This is a genomic window from Spongiactinospora gelatinilytica (assembly GCF_003236385.1).
In the GTDB taxonomy this organism is placed as follows: Bacteria; Actinomycetota; Actinomycetes; order Streptosporangiales; family Streptosporangiaceae; genus Spongiactinospora; species Spongiactinospora gelatinilytica.
In genome coordinates this window covers 1-20,912 of sequence record NZ_POUA01000097.1, presented here as the reverse complement: position 1 = coordinate 20,912, position 20,912 = coordinate 1, and the positions used below count along the sequence as shown (strand labels likewise).

17 protein-coding genes are annotated in these 20,912 nt (G+C 72.4%); 11 read left to right on the top strand and 6 right to left on the bottom strand.

Features of this window, described 5'->3' with window-relative positions; genetic code table 11:
• Positions 1 to 237 precede the first annotated feature (237 nt).
• Genes C1I98_RS14675 through C1I98_RS14650 form a run of 6 tightly spaced genes read right to left on the bottom strand, consistent with a single transcriptional unit; the run spans position 238 to position 7,168 of the window.
• Positions 238 to 1,398, bottom strand: a complete 1,161-nt coding sequence (locus C1I98_RS14675; RefSeq protein ID WP_111167730.1) for an acyl-CoA dehydrogenase family protein — start codon at positions 1,396 to 1,398, stop codon at positions 238 to 240.
• Positions 1,398 to 3,524: an acetate--CoA ligase family protein gene (locus C1I98_RS14670; RefSeq protein WP_111167729.1), complete on the bottom strand. Its 2,127-nt coding sequence runs from the start codon at positions 3,522 to 3,524 to the stop codon at positions 1,398 to 1,400. Before C1I98_RS14670 ends, C1I98_RS14675 begins: the two co-directional genes overlap by 1 nt.
• On the bottom strand, positions 3,524 to 4,312 hold the full coding sequence (locus C1I98_RS14665) for an enoyl-CoA hydratase/isomerase family protein (RefSeq protein ID WP_111167728.1): 789 nt from the start codon (positions 4,310 to 4,312) through the stop codon (positions 3,524 to 3,526). The genes C1I98_RS14670 and C1I98_RS14665 overlap by 1 nt, the downstream gene beginning before the upstream one ends.
• Complete coding sequence (locus C1I98_RS14660) at positions 4,312 to 5,394, bottom strand: ABC transporter ATP-binding protein (RefSeq protein WP_111167727.1); 1,083 nt, start codon at positions 5,392 to 5,394, stop codon at positions 4,312 to 4,314. Before C1I98_RS14660 ends, C1I98_RS14665 begins: the two co-directional genes overlap by 1 nt.
• Positions 5,391 to 6,257 carry an ABC transporter permease gene (locus C1I98_RS14655; RefSeq protein WP_111167726.1) on the bottom strand — a complete coding sequence of 289 codons (867 nt, stop codon included), beginning with the start codon at positions 6,255 to 6,257 and terminating at the stop codon, positions 5,391 to 5,393. Before C1I98_RS14655 ends, C1I98_RS14660 begins: the two co-directional genes overlap by 4 nt.
• Positions 6,254 to 7,168 carry an ABC transporter permease gene (locus C1I98_RS14650; RefSeq protein ID WP_111167725.1) on the bottom strand — a complete coding sequence of 305 codons (915 nt, stop codon included), beginning with the start codon at positions 7,166 to 7,168 and terminating at the stop codon, positions 6,254 to 6,256. The genes C1I98_RS14655 and C1I98_RS14650 overlap by 4 nt, the downstream gene beginning before the upstream one ends.
• Positions 7,169 to 7,384: 216 nt before the next feature.
• Here C1I98_RS14650 and C1I98_RS42865 point away from each other — a divergent pair, with 216 nt between their 5' ends.
• The 11 genes from C1I98_RS42865 to C1I98_RS14595 all read left to right on the top strand — a co-directional run.
• Entirely contained in the window at positions 7,385 to 8,617 is a 1,233-nt protein-coding gene (locus C1I98_RS42865; protein WP_199536955.1) for a PucR family transcriptional regulator, read from the top strand.
• A gap of 131 nt (positions 8,618 to 8,748) precedes the next feature.
• The gene (locus C1I98_RS14640; RefSeq protein WP_111167724.1) at positions 8,749 to 10,182 is read left to right on the top strand and encodes an aldehyde dehydrogenase family protein; all 1,434 of its coding nucleotides are present in this window, start codon (positions 8,749 to 8,751) and stop codon (positions 10,180 to 10,182) included.
• Positions 10,179 to 11,816 carry a thiamine pyrophosphate-binding protein gene (locus C1I98_RS14635; protein ID WP_111167723.1) on the top strand — a complete coding sequence of 546 codons (1,638 nt, stop codon included), beginning with the start codon at positions 10,179 to 10,181 and terminating at the stop codon, positions 11,814 to 11,816. Before C1I98_RS14640 ends, C1I98_RS14635 begins: the two co-directional genes overlap by 4 nt.
• Positions 11,817 to 11,890: 74 nt before the next feature.
• Positions 11,891 to 12,469 (top strand): PadR family transcriptional regulator, encoded by a 579-nt coding sequence (locus tag C1I98_RS14630; RefSeq protein WP_199536954.1) that lies wholly within the window; start codon positions 11,891 to 11,893, stop codon positions 12,467 to 12,469.
• Positions 12,470 to 12,491: 22 nt separating this feature from the next.
• Positions 12,492 to 14,105 carry a urocanate hydratase gene (gene hutU / locus C1I98_RS14625; RefSeq protein WP_111167722.1) on the top strand — a complete coding sequence of 538 codons (1,614 nt, stop codon included), beginning with the start codon at positions 12,492 to 12,494 and terminating at the stop codon, positions 14,103 to 14,105.
• The gene (locus C1I98_RS14620) at positions 14,102 to 15,226 is read left to right on the top strand and encodes a CaiB/BaiF CoA transferase family protein (protein WP_158558037.1); all 1,125 of its coding nucleotides are present in this window, start codon (positions 14,102 to 14,104) and stop codon (positions 15,224 to 15,226) included. The genes hutU and C1I98_RS14620 overlap by 4 nt, the downstream gene beginning before the upstream one ends.
• Complete coding sequence (locus tag C1I98_RS14615) at positions 15,219 to 16,343, top strand: GDSL-type esterase/lipase family protein (RefSeq protein ID WP_111167720.1); 1,125 nt, start codon at positions 15,219 to 15,221, stop codon at positions 16,341 to 16,343. Before C1I98_RS14620 ends, C1I98_RS14615 begins: the two co-directional genes overlap by 8 nt.
• Positions 16,343 to 17,539, top strand: coding sequence for a M20 family metallopeptidase (locus C1I98_RS14610; protein WP_111167719.1), 1,197 nt, complete (start codon positions 16,343 to 16,345; stop codon positions 17,537 to 17,539). The genes C1I98_RS14615 and C1I98_RS14610 overlap by 1 nt, the downstream gene beginning before the upstream one ends.
• Positions 17,539 to 18,816, top strand: coding sequence for a M20/M25/M40 family metallo-hydrolase (locus C1I98_RS14605; RefSeq protein WP_111167718.1), 1,278 nt, complete (start codon positions 17,539 to 17,541; stop codon positions 18,814 to 18,816). Before C1I98_RS14610 ends, C1I98_RS14605 begins: the two co-directional genes overlap by 1 nt.
• A complete protein-coding gene (locus tag C1I98_RS14600; protein WP_111167717.1) occupies positions 18,813 to 20,279 on the top strand; it encodes a flavin-containing monooxygenase in 1,467 nt (488 codons plus the stop codon). The genes C1I98_RS14605 and C1I98_RS14600 overlap by 4 nt, the downstream gene beginning before the upstream one ends.
• Before the next feature lie 32 nt (positions 20,280 to 20,311).
• Positions 20,312 to 20,912, top strand: a 601-nt coding sequence (locus tag C1I98_RS14595; protein ID WP_199536953.1) for a carboxymuconolactone decarboxylase family protein, incomplete at its 3' end; no start/stop codon positions are given.

Genomic DNA, 20,912 nt, shown 5'->3' with positions numbered 1-20,912 from the left:
GGCCGGGGGCCTCGCCGCCCCCCGAGCCGCCGGAGCCGGAGCCGCCCGAGCCGGAGCCGCAGGCGTTGAGCAGGGGGACGGCGGCGAGGCCCCCGGCCAGCAGGGCGCCGCGGCCGAGCAGGCCGCGCCGCGACAGGAGTTCCCGGCGGTGATCGTGGTGTGAGCTGGGCATGGCGAAACCGTCTTTCGTGCAAGGGGGGGAGAAGCGGCGGGCCCGTGCGGGCCCGGAGGGAGAGGTCAGGCGAACATGCCTCTCTTGAGCAGGTTGCGGGCGATGATGATGCGCTGGATCTCGGAGGTGCCCTCCCAGATGCGCTCGATCCTGGCGTTGCGGTAGGCGCGCTCGACGTACGTCTCGTTCATGTAGCCGGTGCCGCCGAAGATCTGGAGCACCCGGTCGGCGACCCGGCCCAGGGCCTCGCTGGCGAACAGCTTGGCGACGGACGCCTTGGCGCTGACGATCTTGGCGGCCTCCCCCTGGTCGGCGGCCCAGGCCGCGCTGTAGGTGAGCATCCGCGCGGCCTGGAGGTCGGTCGCGCAGTCCGCCAGCATGAACTGGATGGCCTGGTAGTCGGCGATCGGGCGGCCGAACTGCACGCGCTGCTTGGCCCATTCCACACCCTCGTCGATGAGCCGGGCCATCGGGCCCAGGCAGCGGGCGGCGGTCATCACCCGGCCGGAGCTGAGCCCGCCGTGCGCGATGTCGAACCCGTGCCCCGGCTCGCCGAGGACGTTCTCCGCCGGTACCACGCAGTCGTCGAAGACCAGCTCGGCCTGCCGGTAGCCGCGGTGGCCCATCGTCTTGTGCGTCTGGCCGACCGCGAAGCCGTGGGTGCCCCGTTCGACCAGGAACGCGGTGATCCGGTCCTTCTCCCGGTCGGGGTGGGTGACGGCGAAGACGATGGCGAAGTCCGCCGAGTCGGCGTGGCTGATGAACCGCTTGCGGCCGTTGATCACCCACGAGCCGTCCCTGTGCTCAGCGCGCGTCTTGATCCCGGCGGCGTCGGAGCCGGTGTCCGGCTCGGTCAGCGCGAAACACCACTGCTTGTCGCCGGTCACGCACGGCAGCAGGAACCGCTCGCGCTGGGCGTCGTCGCAGGCCAGCAGGATGGAGGGCGCGGTCGGTACGACCTCGGCCAGGCCGCCGAGGGCGCGGAACAGCTCCTCGGTGACGAGCACCTGGCCGAGTACGTCCAGCCCGGCCCCGCCGACCTCCTCGGGCATCCCGATCGCGTTGAGGCCGATCTCCACGGCCTTCTTCTTGATGCTCCGCTCGACCTCCTCGGGCAGCCCGTCGTGCTCCTCCACATGGTCCTCGTGCGGCAGCAGTTCGTTGTCGACGAACCGGCGCACGACCTTGCGGAACTCGGCGAGGTCGTCTGGAATGGTGAAGTCCATCAGGTCCGTGGTCCTTTCCCGGCGGCACGCACGATCAGGGCGTCCAGCGCGAGGCAGCCCTCGCCCTCCGGCCGGCACAGCAGCGGGTTGATGTCGATCTCGCCGACCTCGGGCAGGTCGGCGAGCAGCCGTCCGACGCGTACGACGACGTCGGCGAGCGCCGCCACGTCGGCGGGCGGGCCACCGCGGTAGCCGCGAAGCAGCGGGGCGACGCGCAGCCGGGCGAGCGCGGCGCGCACGTCGGCGGCGTCGAACGGCCAGAGCAGGCAGGCGGCGTCGGCGACCAGTTCGGTGAGCACGCCGCCCGCGCCGACGACGACGAGCGGGCCCGCCGGGTCGTTCCGGCCGCCGACGATCAGCTCCACGCCGGGGCCGGCCATTCGTTCGACGCGCACGGTCAGCGGTGTACCGGGGCCGGCCGCGTCGATGCCGGCCTTGATCAGGCGTTCGTGAGCGTCGCGCAGCTCCGCGTCACCGGCCAGGCCGACCGCGACGCCGCCGACGTCGGACTTGTGCGCCAGGCCGGGGGCCTGGAGCTTGGCCACCACCGGGTACCCGACGCGGCGGGCGATCTGCACGGCGGCCTCGGCGTCCCCGGCCACGTCGCCGACCGGGGCGGCCACGCCGTACGCGCCGAGCAGGCCCTTGGCGTCGGTCTCGGTCGGCTCGGGCCCGGCCAGGTCGAGCAGGTCACGGGCGTGCGGCCGGACGCCGGACGGCCCCGGGTCCGCCACCGGGGCGACGGGGCCGCGCCCGGCCGCCAGCGCGAACGCCCGCAGCGCCGGCCGTACCCCGGCCAGCAGCACGACCCCTTGCTCGTGGGCCATCGTGACCAGGCCGGGCACGATGTCGGTGGTGGTGGTGACCAGCGCGACCGGCACGTCCAGCCCGGCCGCGGCCTCGGCCGCGCCGCCGACCATCTCCGGCCAGCCCACCTCGTGCAGCGGGTCGGCGTACGTCGGGGAGTCGCCGGTGAAGGCGACCGCGCCGACGCCGGGACACCGCCCCATCGCCCGGGCGGTGGCCCGGTAGACGTCCCTGTTCCCCCAGGAGGAGGCGGTGAGGTCCAGCGGGTTGGCGATCTTGGCGTAGTCCGGCAGCACCGCCGCCAGCGCGGCCTCGGTGGTCGCGTCCAGCTCGGCGAGTTCGACGCCGACGTCCTCGGCGAGGTCGGCGACCAGCCCGCACTCCCCGCCGGAGCTGGCGTACACGGCGAGCGCGCCGCCGCGCGGGCGCTTGGGCGCGGCCAGCAGCGAGCACAGCGCGACCATCTCGTCCAGGTCGTCCACCCGGTGGACGCCGGTCTGCCGGAACAGCGCCTCGTAGGCGGCGTCGCTGCCCGCGAGCGTGCCGGTGTGCGCGACCGTCGCGGCCTCGCCCCTCGCCGACCGGCCCACCTTCAGCGCCACCACGGTCACGTCGCGCTCGGCGGCGCGCTCGGCCAGCCGCCGGAACCGGACGAGGTCGGCCAGGCCCTCCATGACCAGGCCGACGACCCGCACGCCGGGGTCGGTGACAAAGTAGTCCAGGCAGTCGGCGAGGTCCAGCACGGCCTGGTTGCCCACCGAGACGCCGTAGGCGACGGCGGGCAACCGGCCGGACAGCATCGTGGTCAGCGCCATGTTGCCGCTCTGCGCGGCGAGCGCGACCGACCCGCCCGCCCCCGCGTGGCCGTAGGGCATCTCGATGCCCCACAGCGCGGCCCGGCCCCGGTAGCTGGCCAGGCCCAGGCAGTTGGGGCCGATCAGCGGCAGCCGGTCCGCCGCGGTGGCGGTGATCCCGGCCTGCCGGGCGCGGCCCTCGGCGTCCTGCTCGGCGAACCCGTTCGCGTACACGACCATGCCGCCCGCGCCGAGTTCGGCGGCCTCGGCCACCACCCCGGGCACGGCGTGCGCGGGCACGGCGGCGGCCACCGCGTCGGGCGCCTCGGGCAGGTCGGCGAGCGACGGGTACGCGGGCACGCCGTCCACCTCGCGGTGGGTGGGGTGGACGACGTACAGGCGGCCCTCGAAGCCGAGCGCGCGGGTGTTGCGCAGCGTGCGCAGGCCGTACCCGCCCTTGGGAGAGGCGCCGACGACGGCGACGCTCGCGGGGCGGAACAGGCGGTCGAGCCGGTGCCCGTCCATCAGCGCCCCACGAAGACGGGCGCGCGCTTGTCGATCGCCGCCTTGAGTCCTTCGGCCATGTCCTCGGTCTGCGCGCAGCGGTGACCGGCGCGCAGCTCGTTGCGCAGCGCCTCCTCGATGCCGATGGAGTGGCCCTTGCGGATGTTCAGCTTGGCCTCGCCGATCGCGATGGTCGGCCCGGCCGCGAAGATCCGCGCCTGCTCCATCGCCCGGTCCATCAGCGCCTCCGGCTCGACGACCTCGCTGACCAGGCCGATCCGCAGCGCCTCGGCGGCGTCCACGATCCGGCCGGTGTAGATCAGCTCGGCCGCCCTGGCCTCGCCGACCAGGCGCGGCAGCAGGTAGGAACCGCCCGCGTCGGGGCAGATGCCGCGTTGGGCGTACACCTCCCCGAACCGCGCGGTGGTGGAGGCGAACCGCATGTCGGCGGTGAGCGCGAGGTCGCAGCCGCCGCCCACGGCGACGCCGTTGACCGCCGCGATGACCGGCTTGGGCAGCCAGTACAGCCGGGTGATGACCCGGTGCATCTTGGCCGGCCAGGACTCCTCGTCCCGGTCGGAGCGCGCGTGCCACTCCTTGACGTCGGCCCCCGAGCAGAACCCGCGCCCGGCGCCGGTGATCACCAGCGCCCGTACGCCGGGGTCGCGGCCGGCCAGCATGACGACCCGGTCCAGCTCGTCGATGTCCCGGTTGGCGATGGCGTTCAGCCGTTCCGGCTTGTTCAGGGTGAACACCCCGACCGCGCCTTCCATCCGCCAGGTCAGGCTCGTCAGCCCGCTGATCTCCATCACACACCTTTCAGGTAAAGGCCGTCGGACGGGCGGAAGGTCAGCCAGTGCCCCGAGCCCGCCGCGAGGTCGCCCGCGTTGGCGGCGGGCACGGCGATCTGCACCCGCGCGCCCGCGCCCGCCCGCAGGTGGACCTCGACCTGCGCGCCGAGGTAGACGGCCGTCTCGACCTTGCACCTGATCGCGTTGGCGTCGGCGGTGTCGGGTCGTTCGGCGGCCAGGGCGAACCGCTCCGGCCGGATCATGAAGTCGCCCGTGGCGTCCGGGCAGGTGTCGTTCTCGGCGTCCACCAGGATGCGCCCGTCCAGACCCTCCACCGACAGCACGGTCCGCTTGCCGCGCTCCAGCCGCTTGGCGGGCAGGCACACCGACTGGCCGAGGAACCTGGCCACGAACGAGTTGACCGGGCGTTCGTAGATCTCGCCGGGGGGCGCGGTCTGCTGGAGCACGCCCTGGTGCATGACGCCGATGCGGTCGGACAGGGCAAGGGCCTCGTCCTGGTCGTGGGTGACGTACATGACGGTCGCGCCGATGCGTTCTTGCAGCGACTTGAGTTCCAGGCGCATGAGGTCGCGCAGGTTGCGGTCCAGCGCGCCGAGCGGTTCGTCCATCAGCAGCACGCTCGGGTCGAACACGAACGCGCGGGCGAGCGCGACGCGCTGTTGCTGGCCGCCGGAGAGCTGCCTGGGGTAGCGGTCCTTGTACGGCCCGAGCTGCGTCATCTCCAGCACCCGATCGACCTCGCGGGCGATGTCGGGCCGCTTCCTGCGCCGCATCTGGAGCGGGAAGGCCACGTTCTGCGCCACCGTCATGTGCGGGAACAGCGCGTAGTTCTGGAACACCAGCCCGATGTTGCGCTTCTCCGGCACCTCGTCGGTGACCCGGCGGCCGGCGAGCAGGATGTCCCCCGAGGTCGCGGCCTCCAGGCCGGCGAGCATCCGCAGCGAGGTGGTCTTGCCCGACCCGCTGGGGCCGAGCAGGGTCAGGAACTCGCCCTCCTTGATGCCGAGGTTGAGGTCGCGGACGGCCGAGAAGGTCCCGAACCGCTTGCAGATGCCGGCGAAGACGACCTGGTCGGTCACGAACGCCTCCTTTCCCGCAGGGCCTTGATCAGCTCGGTGATCAGGAACAGGCCGACACAGACGACGATGAGCACGGTGCCCGCCACCGCGAGCGTGGGCGTCAGGTCGTAGCGGACGCTGTCCCACAGCCTGCGCGCGAGGGTCACCGAGTCGCTCCCGGCCACGAACAGGATGATCACCGCCTCGTCGAAGGCGATGACGAAGGCGAACAGCGCGCCCGCCGAGATGGCCGAGGTGAGCTGCGGCAGGGTGATCCGCGCCAGCGTCTGCCGCATCCGCGCGCCGAGCGTGCGGGCGGCGTTCTCCAGCTCCGGATCGAGCTGCTGGAGCGCGCTGGACACCGAGGTGAGCACGTACGGCACGCCCATCACCGAGTACGCCACCGCGATGGCCACCCAGTCGCCCACCAGCCGCAGGTCGGCGAAGACGAAGTAGAAGCCCATCGCCAGCACGATGATCGGGACGACGATCGGCGAGTACATCAGCGCGAAGGCGAACCCGGCGCCGCGCCCGGGGGTGCGCGCCATGCCCCACGCGCCGAACGTGCCGACGACGGTCGCGATGACCGCCGCGAGCACCGCGATCTTGGCGCTCTTCAGGGTTGCGTCGATCCAGGCGGGGTCGCCGAAGAAGCGCTCGTAGTGGACGAGCGACCAGCCCTCCAGCGGGAAGGTCAGGTAGTCCACGCTGTTGAACGACTCGATCACCACGATCAGGATCGGGATGACCAGGAAGGCGAACACCAGCGCGACCACGACGCGCAGCGTCCAGCGCAGCACCCGTTCCAGCGGCCCGATGGGCAGCCTGTCGGGCCGGGTGCGGATCTTGCGTTCGATGACCCGGTCGCGGGCGGTGGCCGTCACAGCGACACCAGCCCCTTCACCTTGGTGAGCCTCCTGACGACCAGGGTGAGCGCCACCGCGACGACCAGCAGCATGGTGGCGAGCGCCGCCGCGAGCCCCCAGTCGAAGGTCACCTGCACGCTCTGCGCGATGACGACCGCGATCGTGCTCTCCTTGGGACCGCCGACCAGCGCGGGCGTCACGTAGAAGCCCAGGCCGATGACGAACACGAGCATGCCGCTGCTGACGATCGCGGGGAACGCCAGCGGCAGGTAGACGCGCAGGAACGCGCGCACCGGCCCCGCGCCGAGGGTGCGGGCGGCCCGGACGAGGGAGTCGTCGATCTGGTCGAGCGTGCCCTTGATGATCAGGATCGGGAAGGGCAGCAGGATGTGCGTGAGCGCGATGACCACGGCCGCCTCGGAGTAGAGCAGGCCGGCGGTGTCGCCGGTGAACGGCGACAGCAGGCGCGGCACGACACCGTTGTCGCCCAGCAGCACGATCCAGGCGAAGGACCGGACCAGCACACTCGTCCAGAACGGGATCACCACCAGCACGGACAGGATGCGCGCCACCCTGGCGGTGACCCGGGCGAGCACGTACGCCACGGGGAACCCGAGCAGCACCGTCAGCACGGCGACCTCGGCCGACATCCGCACGGTCACGCCGAGCGCGTGCCAGGTGGTCGCGTCGGACACCGCCCGGCCGAAGTTGCCGAAGCCGAACTCCGGCTCGGTGACGCTCTTGAGCAGCATGGCGCCGACCGGGTAGGCGTACACCAGGACCATGAAGGCCACCGGCAGTGCCAGCGCCACCGTGGCGAACCGCGGTCGTCGCAGGAAGGGGCGGGGACGTTCGCCTGGCATGGCCGATCCCTCGCCCTCGTCATCGCCGGGCGGCGGCCGCAGCGTCGCCGTCGAACGCGTCGCCATCGCTCACCTTCCCTCCCGTGGGGTCGTCGGTCGGGCGTTGATTGGGATTAGCAGTGGGGACAGTCAACGTTCACAGCGCGTGCGGTGTCATGAGGACCCGGTCACAAAGGTGTCCGGGCCCCCATGTGTCGCTCACACAGTCCCCGCCAACGTAGCGAATCTTGACGCTGTGTGACAGGCGTGATATTCGTCGCGGTCTGGGGTCTGGAGAGAGAAATGCCAACATCAGCCGCCCTGACCGCCGTGGCCTCCCGTCTGAAGGCCGCCTCTACTCACATCGCCAACGAGTTCGTCCGTCAGTACATCTCCGCCGCCGATTCGGCCGATCGGCAGGCGCCCATGGAGACCTTCGAGACGGCCGTCCGGATCGTCGGGCACTGCGCCGTCGCGCTGACCGGCGAGCGATTTCACGACGACGTCCACATCGGTCGCGGCGCACGGGTCGCCCTCCAGGGCAAGTCCGTCGCCGAGGCCGTGGAGTGGCTGCGTTCACTCGAACGCGTGATCACCGACCACCTGCTCGCCGATCCGTCGATCGGCCGCGACGAGGTCAGAAGCGCCCTGGCCGCCATCGCCGAGCTGTTCGACGAGCTGTGCACGCACGAGCTGGAGTCCTTCAGCACCACCTACGGCGAGCTGTCGAGCTGGCATTCGCGGGTCGGCACCGACCTGCTGAGCTGCCTGGTCGCCGGCCCGCCGATGGACGCCAGCACGGTCAACAACCACGCCAGGGTGCTCAACATCAACCCGCACCAGCCGTTCCGGGCGGTGGCCGCCTGCCACGAGCCGCTGCCCAGCCCGCAGCAGTGGGCCCGGGTACGGCGGCGTTTTCTGGAAGTGCTCGGCCGGCACGACCCGCGCCGCGAGGCCCTGATCCGCGACCGCAACGGCCTGCTGCTCGCCCTGGTGCCGACCAACCGGGAGGGTCCCGGCATCGTCGAACTCCTCACCCGGATGCTCGAAGACGAGCTGGGCCGGTCACTGTTCGTGTCGTCCGGCGAGCCCGGGGAGTCACTGGCCGCCTCCGGGCACAGTTGCCGCCAGGCGCTGTCGGCCCTGGAGATCGGCATGTACCGGGGGCAGCGCGGCCAGGTGACCAAGTGCACGGACGTCATCCTGGAAGTGCTGCTCGCGCACAACCGCTGGGTGTCGCGGCGAATCATCGAGACCCGCATCGGCGCGCTGACCGAGAAACCGCACCTGCTGGACACCCTGCGCGCCTACATCGCGTGTGACATGGCGCTCCAGCGCACCGCGGAGGAACTGGTCGTCCACCCCAACACGGTGGCCTACCGGCTGCGCCAGATCGCCACGCTGACCGGCCGGGACATGCGCCGGATCGCCGACATAGGGGATCTCGGGGTCGCGCTGATGGCCTACGACGCGGTGGAGATGCGCCGCGACCAGGAGGAGGGCCGCACCGACCTGCGCGCCCGCCTGTTCGGCTGACGACACGTTCGTGATCGGGCTGTGATCGGGCCATAAGCCCCGCGCGGATTCTTTGGTATTCCACCCTCATCAGGTCCGCGCGGAATCGGCCTAGGCTTCGAGCCGATCGCCAGGACGTGAGCGGAGCGTACATGGACCATCGTGCGGACACGTACATCGGCGGACGCTGGACCGAGAGCCGGGGCGAGGATGTCATCGCCGTCCTGGACCCCAGCACCGGTCACTGCGTCGCGACCGTCAGGGAATCGGCCGCCGAGGACGTGGACGCGGCCGTGGACGCCGCGGCCGCGGCCCGGCCCGCGCTGCGGTCGATGGAGCCCGCGGCGCGGGCCGCGTTGCTCACGCGGATCGCCGACGAACTGGAGAAACGGTCCGCCGACCTGGCCGGGCTGATCTCCAGGGAGATGGGCATGCCGCGCAGGCACTGCGAGGGCTACCAGGTGCGGACCGCCGTGACCACGCTGCGCAACACCGCCGCCGCCCTGCCGGAGGTCGAGTTCACCACGCGGATCGGGCACTCCACCGTCTACCGCGAGCCGGTCGGCGTGGTGGCCGCGATCACCCCGTGGAACTTCCCGCTGCTCCAGACCGTGGCCAAGGTCGGCCCCGCGCTGGCCGCCGGGTGCCCGGTGGTGCTGAAGCCGAGCGAGATCACCCCGCTGGACGCGTTCGTGCTGGCCGAGGCCGTCCACGCCGCGGGCGCGCCCGCCGGGGCGTTCAACCTGGTGCTCGGCAACGGCATGAACGTCGGCGAGTACCTGGTCGGCCACCCCGGCACCGCGATGGTGTCGCTGACCGGCTCCACCAGGGCCGGACGCCGGGTCGCCCGGCTGGCCGCCCCCGGCGTCAAGCGGGTGGCGCTCGAACTCGGCGGCAAGTCCGCGTCGGTCGTGCTGCCCGACGGCGACCTCGCCGCGGCCGCGGCGGGCAGCGTCCGCACCGTGATGATCAACTCCGGGCAGACCTGCACCGCCCTGACCCGCCTGCTGGTCCCCTTCCAGAAGCTGGCCGAGGCCGAGACGCTGGTCGCCGAGGCGATGGCCGCCTACCGGGTGGGCATGCCGCACGACCCGGACGCCGACGTCGGCCCGCTGGCCAGCGCCGGGCAGCAGCAGCGGGTCAACGACCACCTGGAACGCGCGCCGGTGGACGGGGCCAGGACGATCTGGGCCCATCCCCCGGACGAGCTGCCGCGCACCGGCTTTTTCACCGGCCCGGCCGCGTTCACGGTCACCGACCCGCGCATCCCGCTGGCCCAGCAGGAGGTGTTCGGGCCACTGCTGGCCGTCATCCCCTACGTGGACGAGACCGACGCCGTGGACATCGCCAACGGCACCGACTACGGCCTGGCCGCCGCCGTGTGGTCGGCCGACGAGGAGCACGCGCTGGCGGTGGCCGGGCGGCTGGAGGCGGGCAGCGTGGCGGTGAACGGCGCGCCGTTCAACGGGCTGGCCCCGTTCGGCGGGTACAAGCAGTCAGGGCACGGACGTGAGCTGGGCGCGCACGGCATCGCCGAGTTCACCGAACTCAAGTCCGTCCAGCGGCGGGAGGGAGCGGCCCGATGAGCGAGCGCACCGGAGGCGACCTGGTCTGCGAGGCACTGCGCGCGCTCGGCGTGACGCACGTCTTCGCCGTGGCCAGCATCCACAACCTGCCGATCCTGGACGCGATCAGTCGCGACGGCGGGATCAGGGTCGTCAACGTCCGGCACGAGCAGGCGGCGGTCCACGCCGCCGACGGCTACTCCCGGGTGACCGGCGGGCTCGGCGTGGCACTCGCCTCCACCGGGCCGGGCACCGCCAACGCGATGGGCGGGCTGTTCGAGGCGTCGTTCGCGGGCTCGCGGGTGCTGCTGGTCACCGGGCAGATCGAGACCCGCTTCTACGGGCAGCGCCGGGGCTACCTGCACGAGGCCGACGCCCAGCGGGCGATGCTGCGCACCCTCACCAGGGAGACGTGGTCGCCGCGCCGGGTCGAGGACGTGGCCGAGGCGGTGGTCGCGGCCGGCCGTACGGCGTGCTCGGGGCCCGCGCAGCCGACCGCCGTGGAGATCCCGGTGGACCTCCAGTACGCCCGGACCGACGTGACGGTCCGCCCGCCCGACCCGATCGTGCGCGCCACGCCGCCGGACGACCGGGTGCGCGCGGCGGCCGACCTGCTGGGCTCTGCCGAACGGCCGCTGATCTGGGCGGGCGGCGGCGTGCTCGCCGCCGAGGCGTGGCCGGAGCTGCGCCGCCTGGCCGAACTCCTGGACGTGCCGGTCGTCACCTCCGTGCAGGGCCGCGGCGCACTGCCCGAGGACCACCCGCTGTGCCTGGGCGCGCTGGTCGCCGTACCGCCGCTGCGCGAGATCGTCGAGGAGGCCGACGTCGTGCTCGCGGTCGGCACCCGTTTCCAGATGTACCAGACCGACCAGTGGCGGCTGCGCCTGACGTCCAGGCTGATCCACGCCGACGCCGACGCGAGCGCGTTCGGGCGCAGCTATCCCCCGGCGGTCACCCTGCACGGCGACGCCCGCGAGACGCTGCGCGCGCTGCTCGCGAGCGCCGAGGCGCACGACGAGCGCAAGTGGACCGCGCGGGCGGCCGAGGCCGCGACCCGTGCCCGCGAGACCGCGCTGGACGCCATCGGCCCCGACCACCGGGCGATCATGGAGACGATCCGCAGGCTGCTGCCGCGCGGCGGCGTCGTGGTCCGCGACGCGACCATCCCCGCCTACCGCTGGGGCGACCGGCTGCTGCCCGTCCTCACCCCCCGGACCTCGCTCAACCCGACGTCCGCCGCCATCGGCCCCGGCCTGCCGCTCGCGCTCGGCGCGGTGCTCGGCAGCGGCGAGCGCGGCGTGGTGATCCACGGCGACGGCGGGATCATGCTGTCCATCGGCGAACTGGCCGCCGTGGCGCAGGCCGGCGCGCCGCTGACGATCTGCGTGTTCAACGACGGCGGCTACGGCGTGCTGCGCGAGGTGCAGTCGGCCACCTTCGCGGGCGCGCGCAACGACGTGGACCTGCACACCCCCGACTTCGCCGCGCTGGCCGCCGCGATGCGCGTGCCCGGCGAGCGGGTCGCCGACGTGGCCGGGTTCGAGCGCGCCTTCGCCCGCTCGGTCGAGTCGGCCGGGCCGTACGTCATCGACGTGGACCTGACCGCGCTCGCCCCGATGCGGGGCGCGGCCGGTGCGCAGCAACTCCTGAGCTGACCGACCCTTCCCCCCTTTCCCGTCCCCGAGGAGGCCCATTGTGACCGTCCGAAACGGATGGTACGTTCTGGCAGGTGTCCATCAACCTGACGTCCAGCTCGTACCTGGTGCTGGGACTGATCGGGCTGCGCGGCCCGAGTTCCTCCTACCAGTTGAAACGAGCCGCCGACCGGTCGATCGGATATTTCTGGCCGTTCCCGCACAGCCAGTTGTACGGCGAGCCGCGCAGGCTGGCCGAGGCGGGGCTGCTCGCGGAGTCGGCGGAGAGCGGTGGGCGCCGCAGGCGGACGTACTCGCTGACCGACAAGGGCCGCGAGGCGCTGCGCGAGTGGCTGCGCGAGCCGGAGGCCGACGTCTACCAGATCCGCGACGAGGCCGAGCTGAAGCTGTTCTTCAGCGAGCTGGGCGACGAGTCGACGGTGCGGCGGCTGGCCGAGGCCCGGGTTGCGTTCCATCGGGGCAGGCTGGCCGAGTTCAAGCGGACGATGGACCGGCTGGGCGGCATCCCCGACCTGGAACAACGGCTCGCGCCGCTGGTCCTCGGCGTGCGGGTGGAGCTGGCCTCGCTGGCGTTCTGGAGCGACGTCCTGGAAGGCGGGCTGGCGGCGGCCCGCGCCCGGATGGGCGACCTGGCGGAGGCGCTGACCGACTGAGCGCGGCCCGGGGGTGGCGGTCATGAGGGCCGTCCGCTGCCGGGGACCGCGCCAGGAGACGCTGCTGCGGATGCTGGAGAACACCCTCCACCACGCGGAGCGCCCGGACGACCTGATCATCTACGCGGGGCTGGCCAAGGCCGCCAGGAACCACGACGCCCTGTCCACCACCATCCGCGCGTTGCGGGAACTCGACGAGGACCAGACCCTCGTGATCCAGTCCGGCAAGCCGATCGGGATCTTCCCGAGCGGCCCGTCGGCCCCGCTGGTGCTGATGGCGACCAGCAACCTGATCGGCCGCTGGGCCACCGCCGAGCACTTCTACGAGCTGGAGCGGCGCGGCCTGATCATGTGGGGCGGCTACACGGCGGGCGACTGGCAGTACATCGGCTCGCAGGGCATCCTCCAGGGCACCTACCAGACCCTCTCGGCGGTCGCCGACGAGCACTTCGGCGGGAGCCTGGCCGGGCGGCTGGTGGTGACCGCCGGGCTCGGCGGGATGGGCGGCGCGCAGCCGCTCGCCGCGTACATGGCCGGGGGCGTCGCCATCTGCGTCGAGGCCGACCCCGGCCGGATCGCCCGCCGGATCGAGAGCGGCTACCTGGAGCGCGCGACCGAATCCCTGAACGAGGCGCTGGCCTGGGCCGATGAGCGGCTGGCCGGCAAGGCCCCGGCCTCCATCGGCCTGCTCGGCAACGCCGCCGAGGCGCTGCCCGCGATGCGGGCGCGCGGCCTGGTGCCCGACGTGGTGACCGACCAGACGCCCGCGCACGACATGCGCTACTACGTGCCCGCCGGGATGACCCCGGGCGAGGCCGCCGAACTGCGCGCGAGCGACCCCGACGAGCTGGTGCGACGGGCGCTCGACTCGGCCGCCGAGCACGTCCGGTGCATGCTGGACTGGCAGGACGCGGGCGCGGTCGTCTTCGAGTACGGCAACAACATCAGGGCCCAGGCGGCGTCCGTGGGCGTGGACGCGTTCCGCATCCCGATCTTCATGGAGCGCTACATCCGGCCGCTGTTCTGCCGGGGGCTCGGGCCGTTCCGCTGGGTGGCCGCCTCCGGCGACCCCGCCGACATCGACGTGGTGGACGACATCGTCACGCGCGAGTTCCCCGACAACCCGCTCGCCGGGCGCTGGGTGCCGCTGGCCAGGAAGTACGTCCGCCAGCCCGAGGCCCCCGGGCTGCCCGCCCGGATCGGCTGGCTGGCGCACGGAGAGCGCGCCCGGCTGGCCGTACTGGTCAACGAGGCGGTACGGCGGGGCGACCTGCGCGGCCCGGTGGCCTTCACCCGCGACCACCTGGACGCGGGCGGGGTGTCCCAGCCGCTGCGCGAGACCGAGAACATGCCGGACGGATCGGATGCGATCTCCGACTGGCCGCTGCTGAACGCCCTGCTCAACGCCGGTTCCGGGGCCGACCTGGTGGCCATCCACGCGGGCGGCGGCGGGTACGCCGGCTACATGCAGAGCGCCGGGGTCACCGCCATCGCGGATGGCGCGACCGCCTCCACCGGCCGCCTTTCGGCCGTGCTCACCGGCGACACCGGCATCGGCATCATGCGCTACGCCGACGCGGGCTACGACACGGCGGCCGATGCCGTGCGGCGGAGCGGGCTGCGGTGGTTCGAGTGAGCCTTGCCCTGGAGGGTGTCCGTGTTCTGGACCTGAGCCGGGTCCTGTCCGGTCCGCTGTGCGCGCGGATCCTGGCCGACCTCGGGGCCGAGGTGATCAAGGTCGAGCCGCCGGGCGGCGACGACAGCAGACACTTCGGCCCGTTCACCGAGGCCGGTGACAGCACGTACTTCCGGCTGATCAACCGCAACAAGTACGGCGTCACGCTGGACCTGAAGACGGATGAGGGCCGCCGAAAGCTGGAAGGGCTGATCCGCCGCTCGGACGTACTGGTGGAGAACTTCCGGCCCGGCGTACTGGCCCGGCTCGGCTTCCCCGCCGATGAGCTGCTGCGCGTGAACCCCGGGCTGATCGCGGTGAGCGTGAGCGGCTTCGGGCAGACCGGGCCGCTGGCGAGCCGTCCCGCGTACGACCTGATCGTGCAGGCCATGTCCGGCCTGATGTCGGTGACCGGCCCGGACGGCGGGCCGGGCGTGCGGGTGGGGATCAGCATCGGTGACATCGTCCCGGCGCTGTACGCGGCGGTCGGCGTGCTGGCCGCGCTGCGCGAGCGCGAGAGCACCGGGCGCGGCCAGCACATCGACGTGTCGATGTTCGAGGGGCTGCTCTCGGTCTTCGAGTCCAACGCCATGCGGGCCCTGCACACCGACGAGGAGATCACGCCGACCGGCGCGCACCACGCGGTGAGCGCGCCTTACGGGGTGTTCACCGCCGGGGACGGCCGGGCGGTGGCGATCGGCGTGGCCAGCGACTCGCTGTTCGAGCGGCTGGCCACCGTGCTCGGCCGCCCCGAATGGCTGACCGCGCCCGGGTACGGCAGCGACGCCGAGCGCGGCCACAACCGGGAGCGGCTGCGCTTGGAGGTGGAGGCCGCGCTGGCCGGGATGGACGCCGAGGAGGTCCAGCGGGTGCTGGCCGGGGCCGGGATCCCGTGCGGGCCGGTGCTCGACGTACGCGAGGCGCTGGCCCTGGCCGAAGGCCGCGACCTGATCGTCACCGAGCCGGACGGGTTTCGCACCCTGGCCGGGGGCGTCCGCACGACCGGCACGGTGACCGAGTTCCGGCCCGCGCCCGCGCTGGGCGAGCACGACCACCTGATCGAGGGCTGGATCGATGGCTGAGGAGCTTCCGCTTACGGGCGGCCCGGTGACCGTCGCCGGGGCGCTGCGCCTGGACCCTACCGCGACCGGCCTGGTCCCCAAGCGGCTGCCCGCCTGGACCGAGGTCCAGATGACCGACCCGTACATGCGGATGGTCGCCCCGCGTCCGGCCGGGGTGCGGCTGGTGTTCCGGACCGACGCGGACGCGATCGAGCTGGACGTACACGTCACCCGCTTCCGCAACGCGTACTTCCCGCCCCCACCGGTCGCCTTCGACCTGGTGGTGGACGGAGAGCAGGTGATCTCCGCGCCCGCCGAGCGCGGCGACCTGTGCTCGGTCGCCGCCGGCGCCGTGGTCGAGAAGATCGAGGGGACGCCCGAGACCATCCGGTTCGACGGCCTCGGCCGGGGCTGGAAGGACGTCGAACTGTGGCTGCCCCAGGCGTCGGTGGTGGAACTGCGCGCGCTGCGCGTGGACGGTGACGCCGCCCCGGGCGTGCTGCCCGGACGCCGGTGGATCCACTACGGCAGCTCGATCAGCCACTGCGCGGAGGCGTACGGGCCGACCCGGACGTGGCCCGCGCACGTCGCACGGAAGGCCGGGCTGGACCTGCTCTGCCTGGCCTTTTCCGGTTGCTGCCAGCTCGACCCTTTCGTCGCGCGGACGATCCGGGACGAACCGGCCGATCTGATCAGCCTGAAGGTCGGGATCAACGTGCTGAACCTGGACACGATGAAGATCCGCACGTTCGGGCCCGCGCTGCACGGGTTCCTGGACACCGTGCGCGAAGGGCACCCGGACACGCCGCTGCTGGTGGTGTCGCCGATCACCTGCCCGACGGCCGAGGACCGGGCCGGGCCCACCGCGCAGGACGCGCGGGGAACGTACGTCGCGCTGGGCGACTCCGTGCCGGGGGCGAGCCTGACGCTGCGCGCGATGCGCGAGCTGATCGATGAGGTCGTCACGGTACGGGCGGATTCGCGGCTTTCCTACCTGGACGGCACCGCGCTGCTCGGCCCCGACGACGCGGCCGGGCTCTATGACGGGCTGCACCCGGACGCCGACGGCTACCTGATCATCGGCGAACGCTTCCACGAACGTGTCTTCGGGCCCGCCGGGCCCTGGGAGGAGGGGTGATGACCGTTGACCGGGTGATCGAGGCCGTGGACGCGCGGCGTGACCAGATCGTCGAGTTCCTGCGCGACCTGCTGCGCATCCCCAGCGTATGGGGGGACGGACCGGCGCTGACGGCGGCGGCCGAGCACCTGGCCGGGCCGCTGCGCGCGGCGGGCCTCGCCGTGGACCTGCCGCACTCGGGGACCGACGGCATGCCGAACCTGCTGGCCAGGCTCAAGTCCGGCGGCGGCCCCGACGACGCGCTGATCTTCAACGGCCACATGGAGGTGTACCCGCCGTCGCGTTCGTGGACGCGGGACCCGTTCGGCGGCGACGTCTCCGGCGGGCGCGTGTACGGCGTGGGCGTCGCGGACATGAAGGCCGGCACGGCGGCGATGACGATGGCCGCCTGGGCCCTCGCCTCGATCGGCGCCCGCCCGCCGCGTGACGTGGTCGTGCTCGCCGTACCGAACCACTTCGAGGGCGGCGAGGGCACCCGGCAGGCCATCCGCGACGGCCTGCGCGGCGCGTACGCGATCAACTGCGAGCCCAGCGACCTGCGGGTGCTCACCGGGCAGCGCGGCATCGCCTACGTCAACGTGGACGTGCGCGGCCGGGCCGCGCACACCACCGCGCTGGACATCGGCGTCAACGCCGTCGCCCGCGCCGCCGAGGTCGTCCGCGAGGTGCTGGCGATGCCGATCACCGACGCGGCCGGGCGGGAACTGCCGGACCGCAAGATCTGCAACGTGGCCCAGATCGCCGGCGGCGTGGCGCACAACCTGGTGCCCGAGCACTGCCGGATCACCTTCGACGTGCGCTTCCCGCCGGACCAGACGCAGGACGACGTGCTGCGTGACATACGAGGGGCGGTCGGGCGGGCGCTGGACGAACTGGAGGAGTTCCCGGTCGAGGTCGCCCTTGAGGCCACCTGCCTGCGCAATCCGCGTAGCTCGCTGCGCATTCCGGAGGGCGAGCGGCTGCTCACGGACGTGGCCGCCGCGCACGAGCGGGTCTCCGGGGGGCCGGCCTCGTTCGACAGCCACCCCGCCTGGCCGGACACGCCGATCTTCTGGGAGTCGGGGATCAAGGCGGTGACGTACGGGCCCGGGTCGATGGACTGCTACTGGGACGACGAGTCGGTGGTGGTCGAGGACTACCTGACGGCCGTCAAGACGTACGCGGTGGCCGCGCTGACGCTCGGCTTGGACTCCTGATGAAGCCGGTCGAGGAGATCTGTGCGGATCTGATCAGGTTCGACACCACCAATCCGGGCGCGGACGAGCGGGACGCGGCCGAGTACGTCGCCGGGCTGCTGGCTTCCGCGGGGCTTTCGCCGTTGCTCTTCGAGGCCGAGCCCCGCCGTACCAACGTGGTGGCGCGGTTCGCCGGGACCGAACCCGGCCTGCCCGCGCTGCTGGTCCAGGGTCACCTGGACACCGTGCCCGCCGATCCGGCCGCCTGGTCGGTGCATCCGCGCGCCGGGGAGATCCGCGACGGGCAGGTGTGGGGCCGCGGCGCGGTGGACATGAAGAACGCCGTCGCGATGACCCTGGCCGCGGTCGGCCGGATGGCCGCGGCGGGCGTCCGGCCGCGCCGGGACATCGTGTTCGCCTTCGTCGCCGACGAGGAGACCGGCGGCAGGCTCGGCGCGGGGTACCTGGTCAACGAGCATCCGGAACTGTTCGAGGGCTGCGCGGCCTGCGTCGGCGAGGTGGGCGGCTTCAACGTGGCCACTCCGCCGGACGGGCCGCCGACGTTCGCGATCTCGGTGGGCGACAAGGGCCTGCGCTGGTACGAGATCGACCAGCCCGGCATCGCCGGGCACGGCAGCATGGCCGCGCTGGACAACCCCATCCCGGCTTTGGCGAGCGCGGTGCTGCGGCTCGCGGGCCTCGGGGCGCGGCCGGTGGCGGTGCCCGAGCCGATGCGGCTGCTCGCCTCCGAACTGGCCGGGCGGGAGGTGAACGACCCCGACGAGGTACTCCGGGTGCTCAGCGAGGAGACCGGGCCGTTCGGCCGGATGCTGGCGGCCGGGATGAGCACCACCGTCAACGTCACCCGGCTCGGCGCGGGCGACAAAGAGAACGTCATCCCCGGCGAGGCGTGGGCCAGGATCGACTGCCGGTACCTGCCCGGCCAGGAGGACGAACTGGACCGGCGGGTCCACGAGTGCGCCGGGCCGTCGGCGCGGGTGCGGCTGCTGCGCCGTACCGATCCGGTGGTCTCCGAGCACACCGGCGAGTGGTTCGACCGGCTGGGCGCGGCTCTGCGGGCGGAGCTGCCGGGGAGCAGGGCCGCGCCGTACGTGTTCAGCGGCGGCACCGACAACAAGTGGTTCACCCGCCTCGGCATGCTGACCTACGGCTTCACGCCGATGCTGCTGCCCGCCGGTTACGACTACCCCGCCATGTTCCACGGGGTCGATGAACGGGTGCCCGTCGAGGCGCTGCGGTTCGGCGTGAGAGTGATGGAGAGGTTGATGTCCCTATGAGCGCGAGTGGGCCCAGGGTCGCGATCGTCGGCTGCGGGCTGGGCGGGATCGCGGCAGCGGTGAACCTGAAGCGGCGCGGCATATACGACTTCGTCATCTTCGAGCAGTCGGATGGGCCCGGCGGCACCTGGTGGGACAACCGGTACCCCGGCTGCGAGGTGGACATTCCCTCGCACGCGTACTCGTTCTCGTTCCTGACGTACGACTGGACGCGGACGCACGCGCGGCAGGAGGAGTTGCAGGCGTACGCCGAGCACGCGCTGGACAAGTTCAAGCTGCGCCGCCACTGCCGGTTCGGCACCCGGGTGGAGTCGGCGACCTGGGACGAGGACACCGGGTCCTATGAGGTGGCGCTGGCGGACGGGTCGCGGGAGCGGTTCGAGGTGGTGATCAGTTGCCTGGGGCTGCTGAACTACCCGCGTTATCCGGACTGGCCGGGGCTTGCTTCGTTTGAAGGGGTTTCGTTCCACACGGCGCGGTGGGAGCACGAGCACGACCTGACCGGCAAGCGGGTCGCGGTGGTGGGGACGGGTTCGACGGCCACCCAGGTCGTGCCGGCGATCGCCGGGTCGGCCTCGCGGTTGTACGTCTTCCAGCGGCAGCCCGGCTGGATCCTGCCCAAGGGGGAACGCGACTTCACGGCGCGCGAGCGGGCGCTGTACCGGCGTTTTCCGCTTTTGCAGAAGGCGTGGCGGCTGTATCACTTCTACCAGTTCAGGCAGGGGTTCAAGGGGTACGACCTGGGCGGCGAGCGCCAGCGGCGGAATTTGGCGGCGTGCCGGGCGTACATCGAGAAGACCATCTCCGATCCGGAGATGCGGAAGCACCTGACGCCGGACTATCCGTGGGGGTGCAAGCGGTCGGTGCTGGCGACGGACTTCTATCCGGCGCTGAACCGGGACAATGTCGAGCTGGTGCCGCACGCGGTGACCAAGGTGACGCCGAACGGGATCGTGGACGAGACGGGCGTCGAGCGCGAGATCGACGTGCTGGTGATGGCCACCGGGTTCCAGGCGACGAACTTTCTGGCGTCGCTGGAGGTACGGGGGGTGGGCGGGGTGCGCATTCACGACCGGTGGGACGGGGACGCGTCGGCCTTCTTGGGGATCACCGTGCCCGATTTCCCGAACTTTTTCATGCTTTATGGGCCGAATACGAACGGCGGCTTCTCGGTCATCGCCAACCTGGAGCGACAGGCGGAGGTCGCGGCGCGGACGGTCGCCCGGATGCGGCGACGGCGGGTGCGCGCGGTGGACACCAAACCGGCGGCGCTGGACCGCTGGGTGCGCTGGGTGGACGAGCAACTGCACAAGAACGCGTCGGCCATGGAGGCCAACTGCACGAACTACTACCACTCCAAGTCGGGGCGGAACGTGACGCAGTGGCCGAAGCCGCACGGCGAGTACTACCTGCTGAGCAAGGTGCTCCCGTACTTCGGTTTCACCGAACGGGGCTCACGTTGAACGCCCCCAGGCCAGTGGACGGCTCTGATCCGGTGAGCGACCGGAGTTCCGTGGACGAACCCGGCCCGGCGAACGAGCCCACCAGGGGCGGTGAACTGGGCTCCATGGGCGAGTTCGAGGCGGCGTATGCGGCGCTGGCCGCCGTACCGGCGTTGGAGCCCAAGGTCCGGCACCTGGTCGCGCTGGCCGTGAGCGCGTCGGTCACCCATCTGCACGCGCCCGGCGTACGGGAGCACACCCGCGCCGCCCTCGCCCACGGCGCCACCCCGGCCGAGATCGTGGAAACCCTCCAGCTCACCTCGGTCCTCGGCGTCCACGCATTGACCACCGGCGTCCCCCTGCTCGCCGAATCCCTCCGCCGCCGCGGCCGGTACCCGGCCGCCGACGACCCCCGCATCGAGCCCCTGAAGGCCGACTTCACCCGCCGCCGCGGCTACTGGGACGCCGGCTGGGACGACCTCCTCACCCTCGACCCGGCCTACTTCGCCGCCTACACCCGCTACTCCGCCGTCCCCTGGGAAACGGGCACCCTCCCGCCCAAGGTCAAGGAGTTCATCTACATCGCCATCGACGCCTCCGCCACCCACATGTACGCGGACGGCCTGCGCGTCCACATGGACAACGCCTTGGACC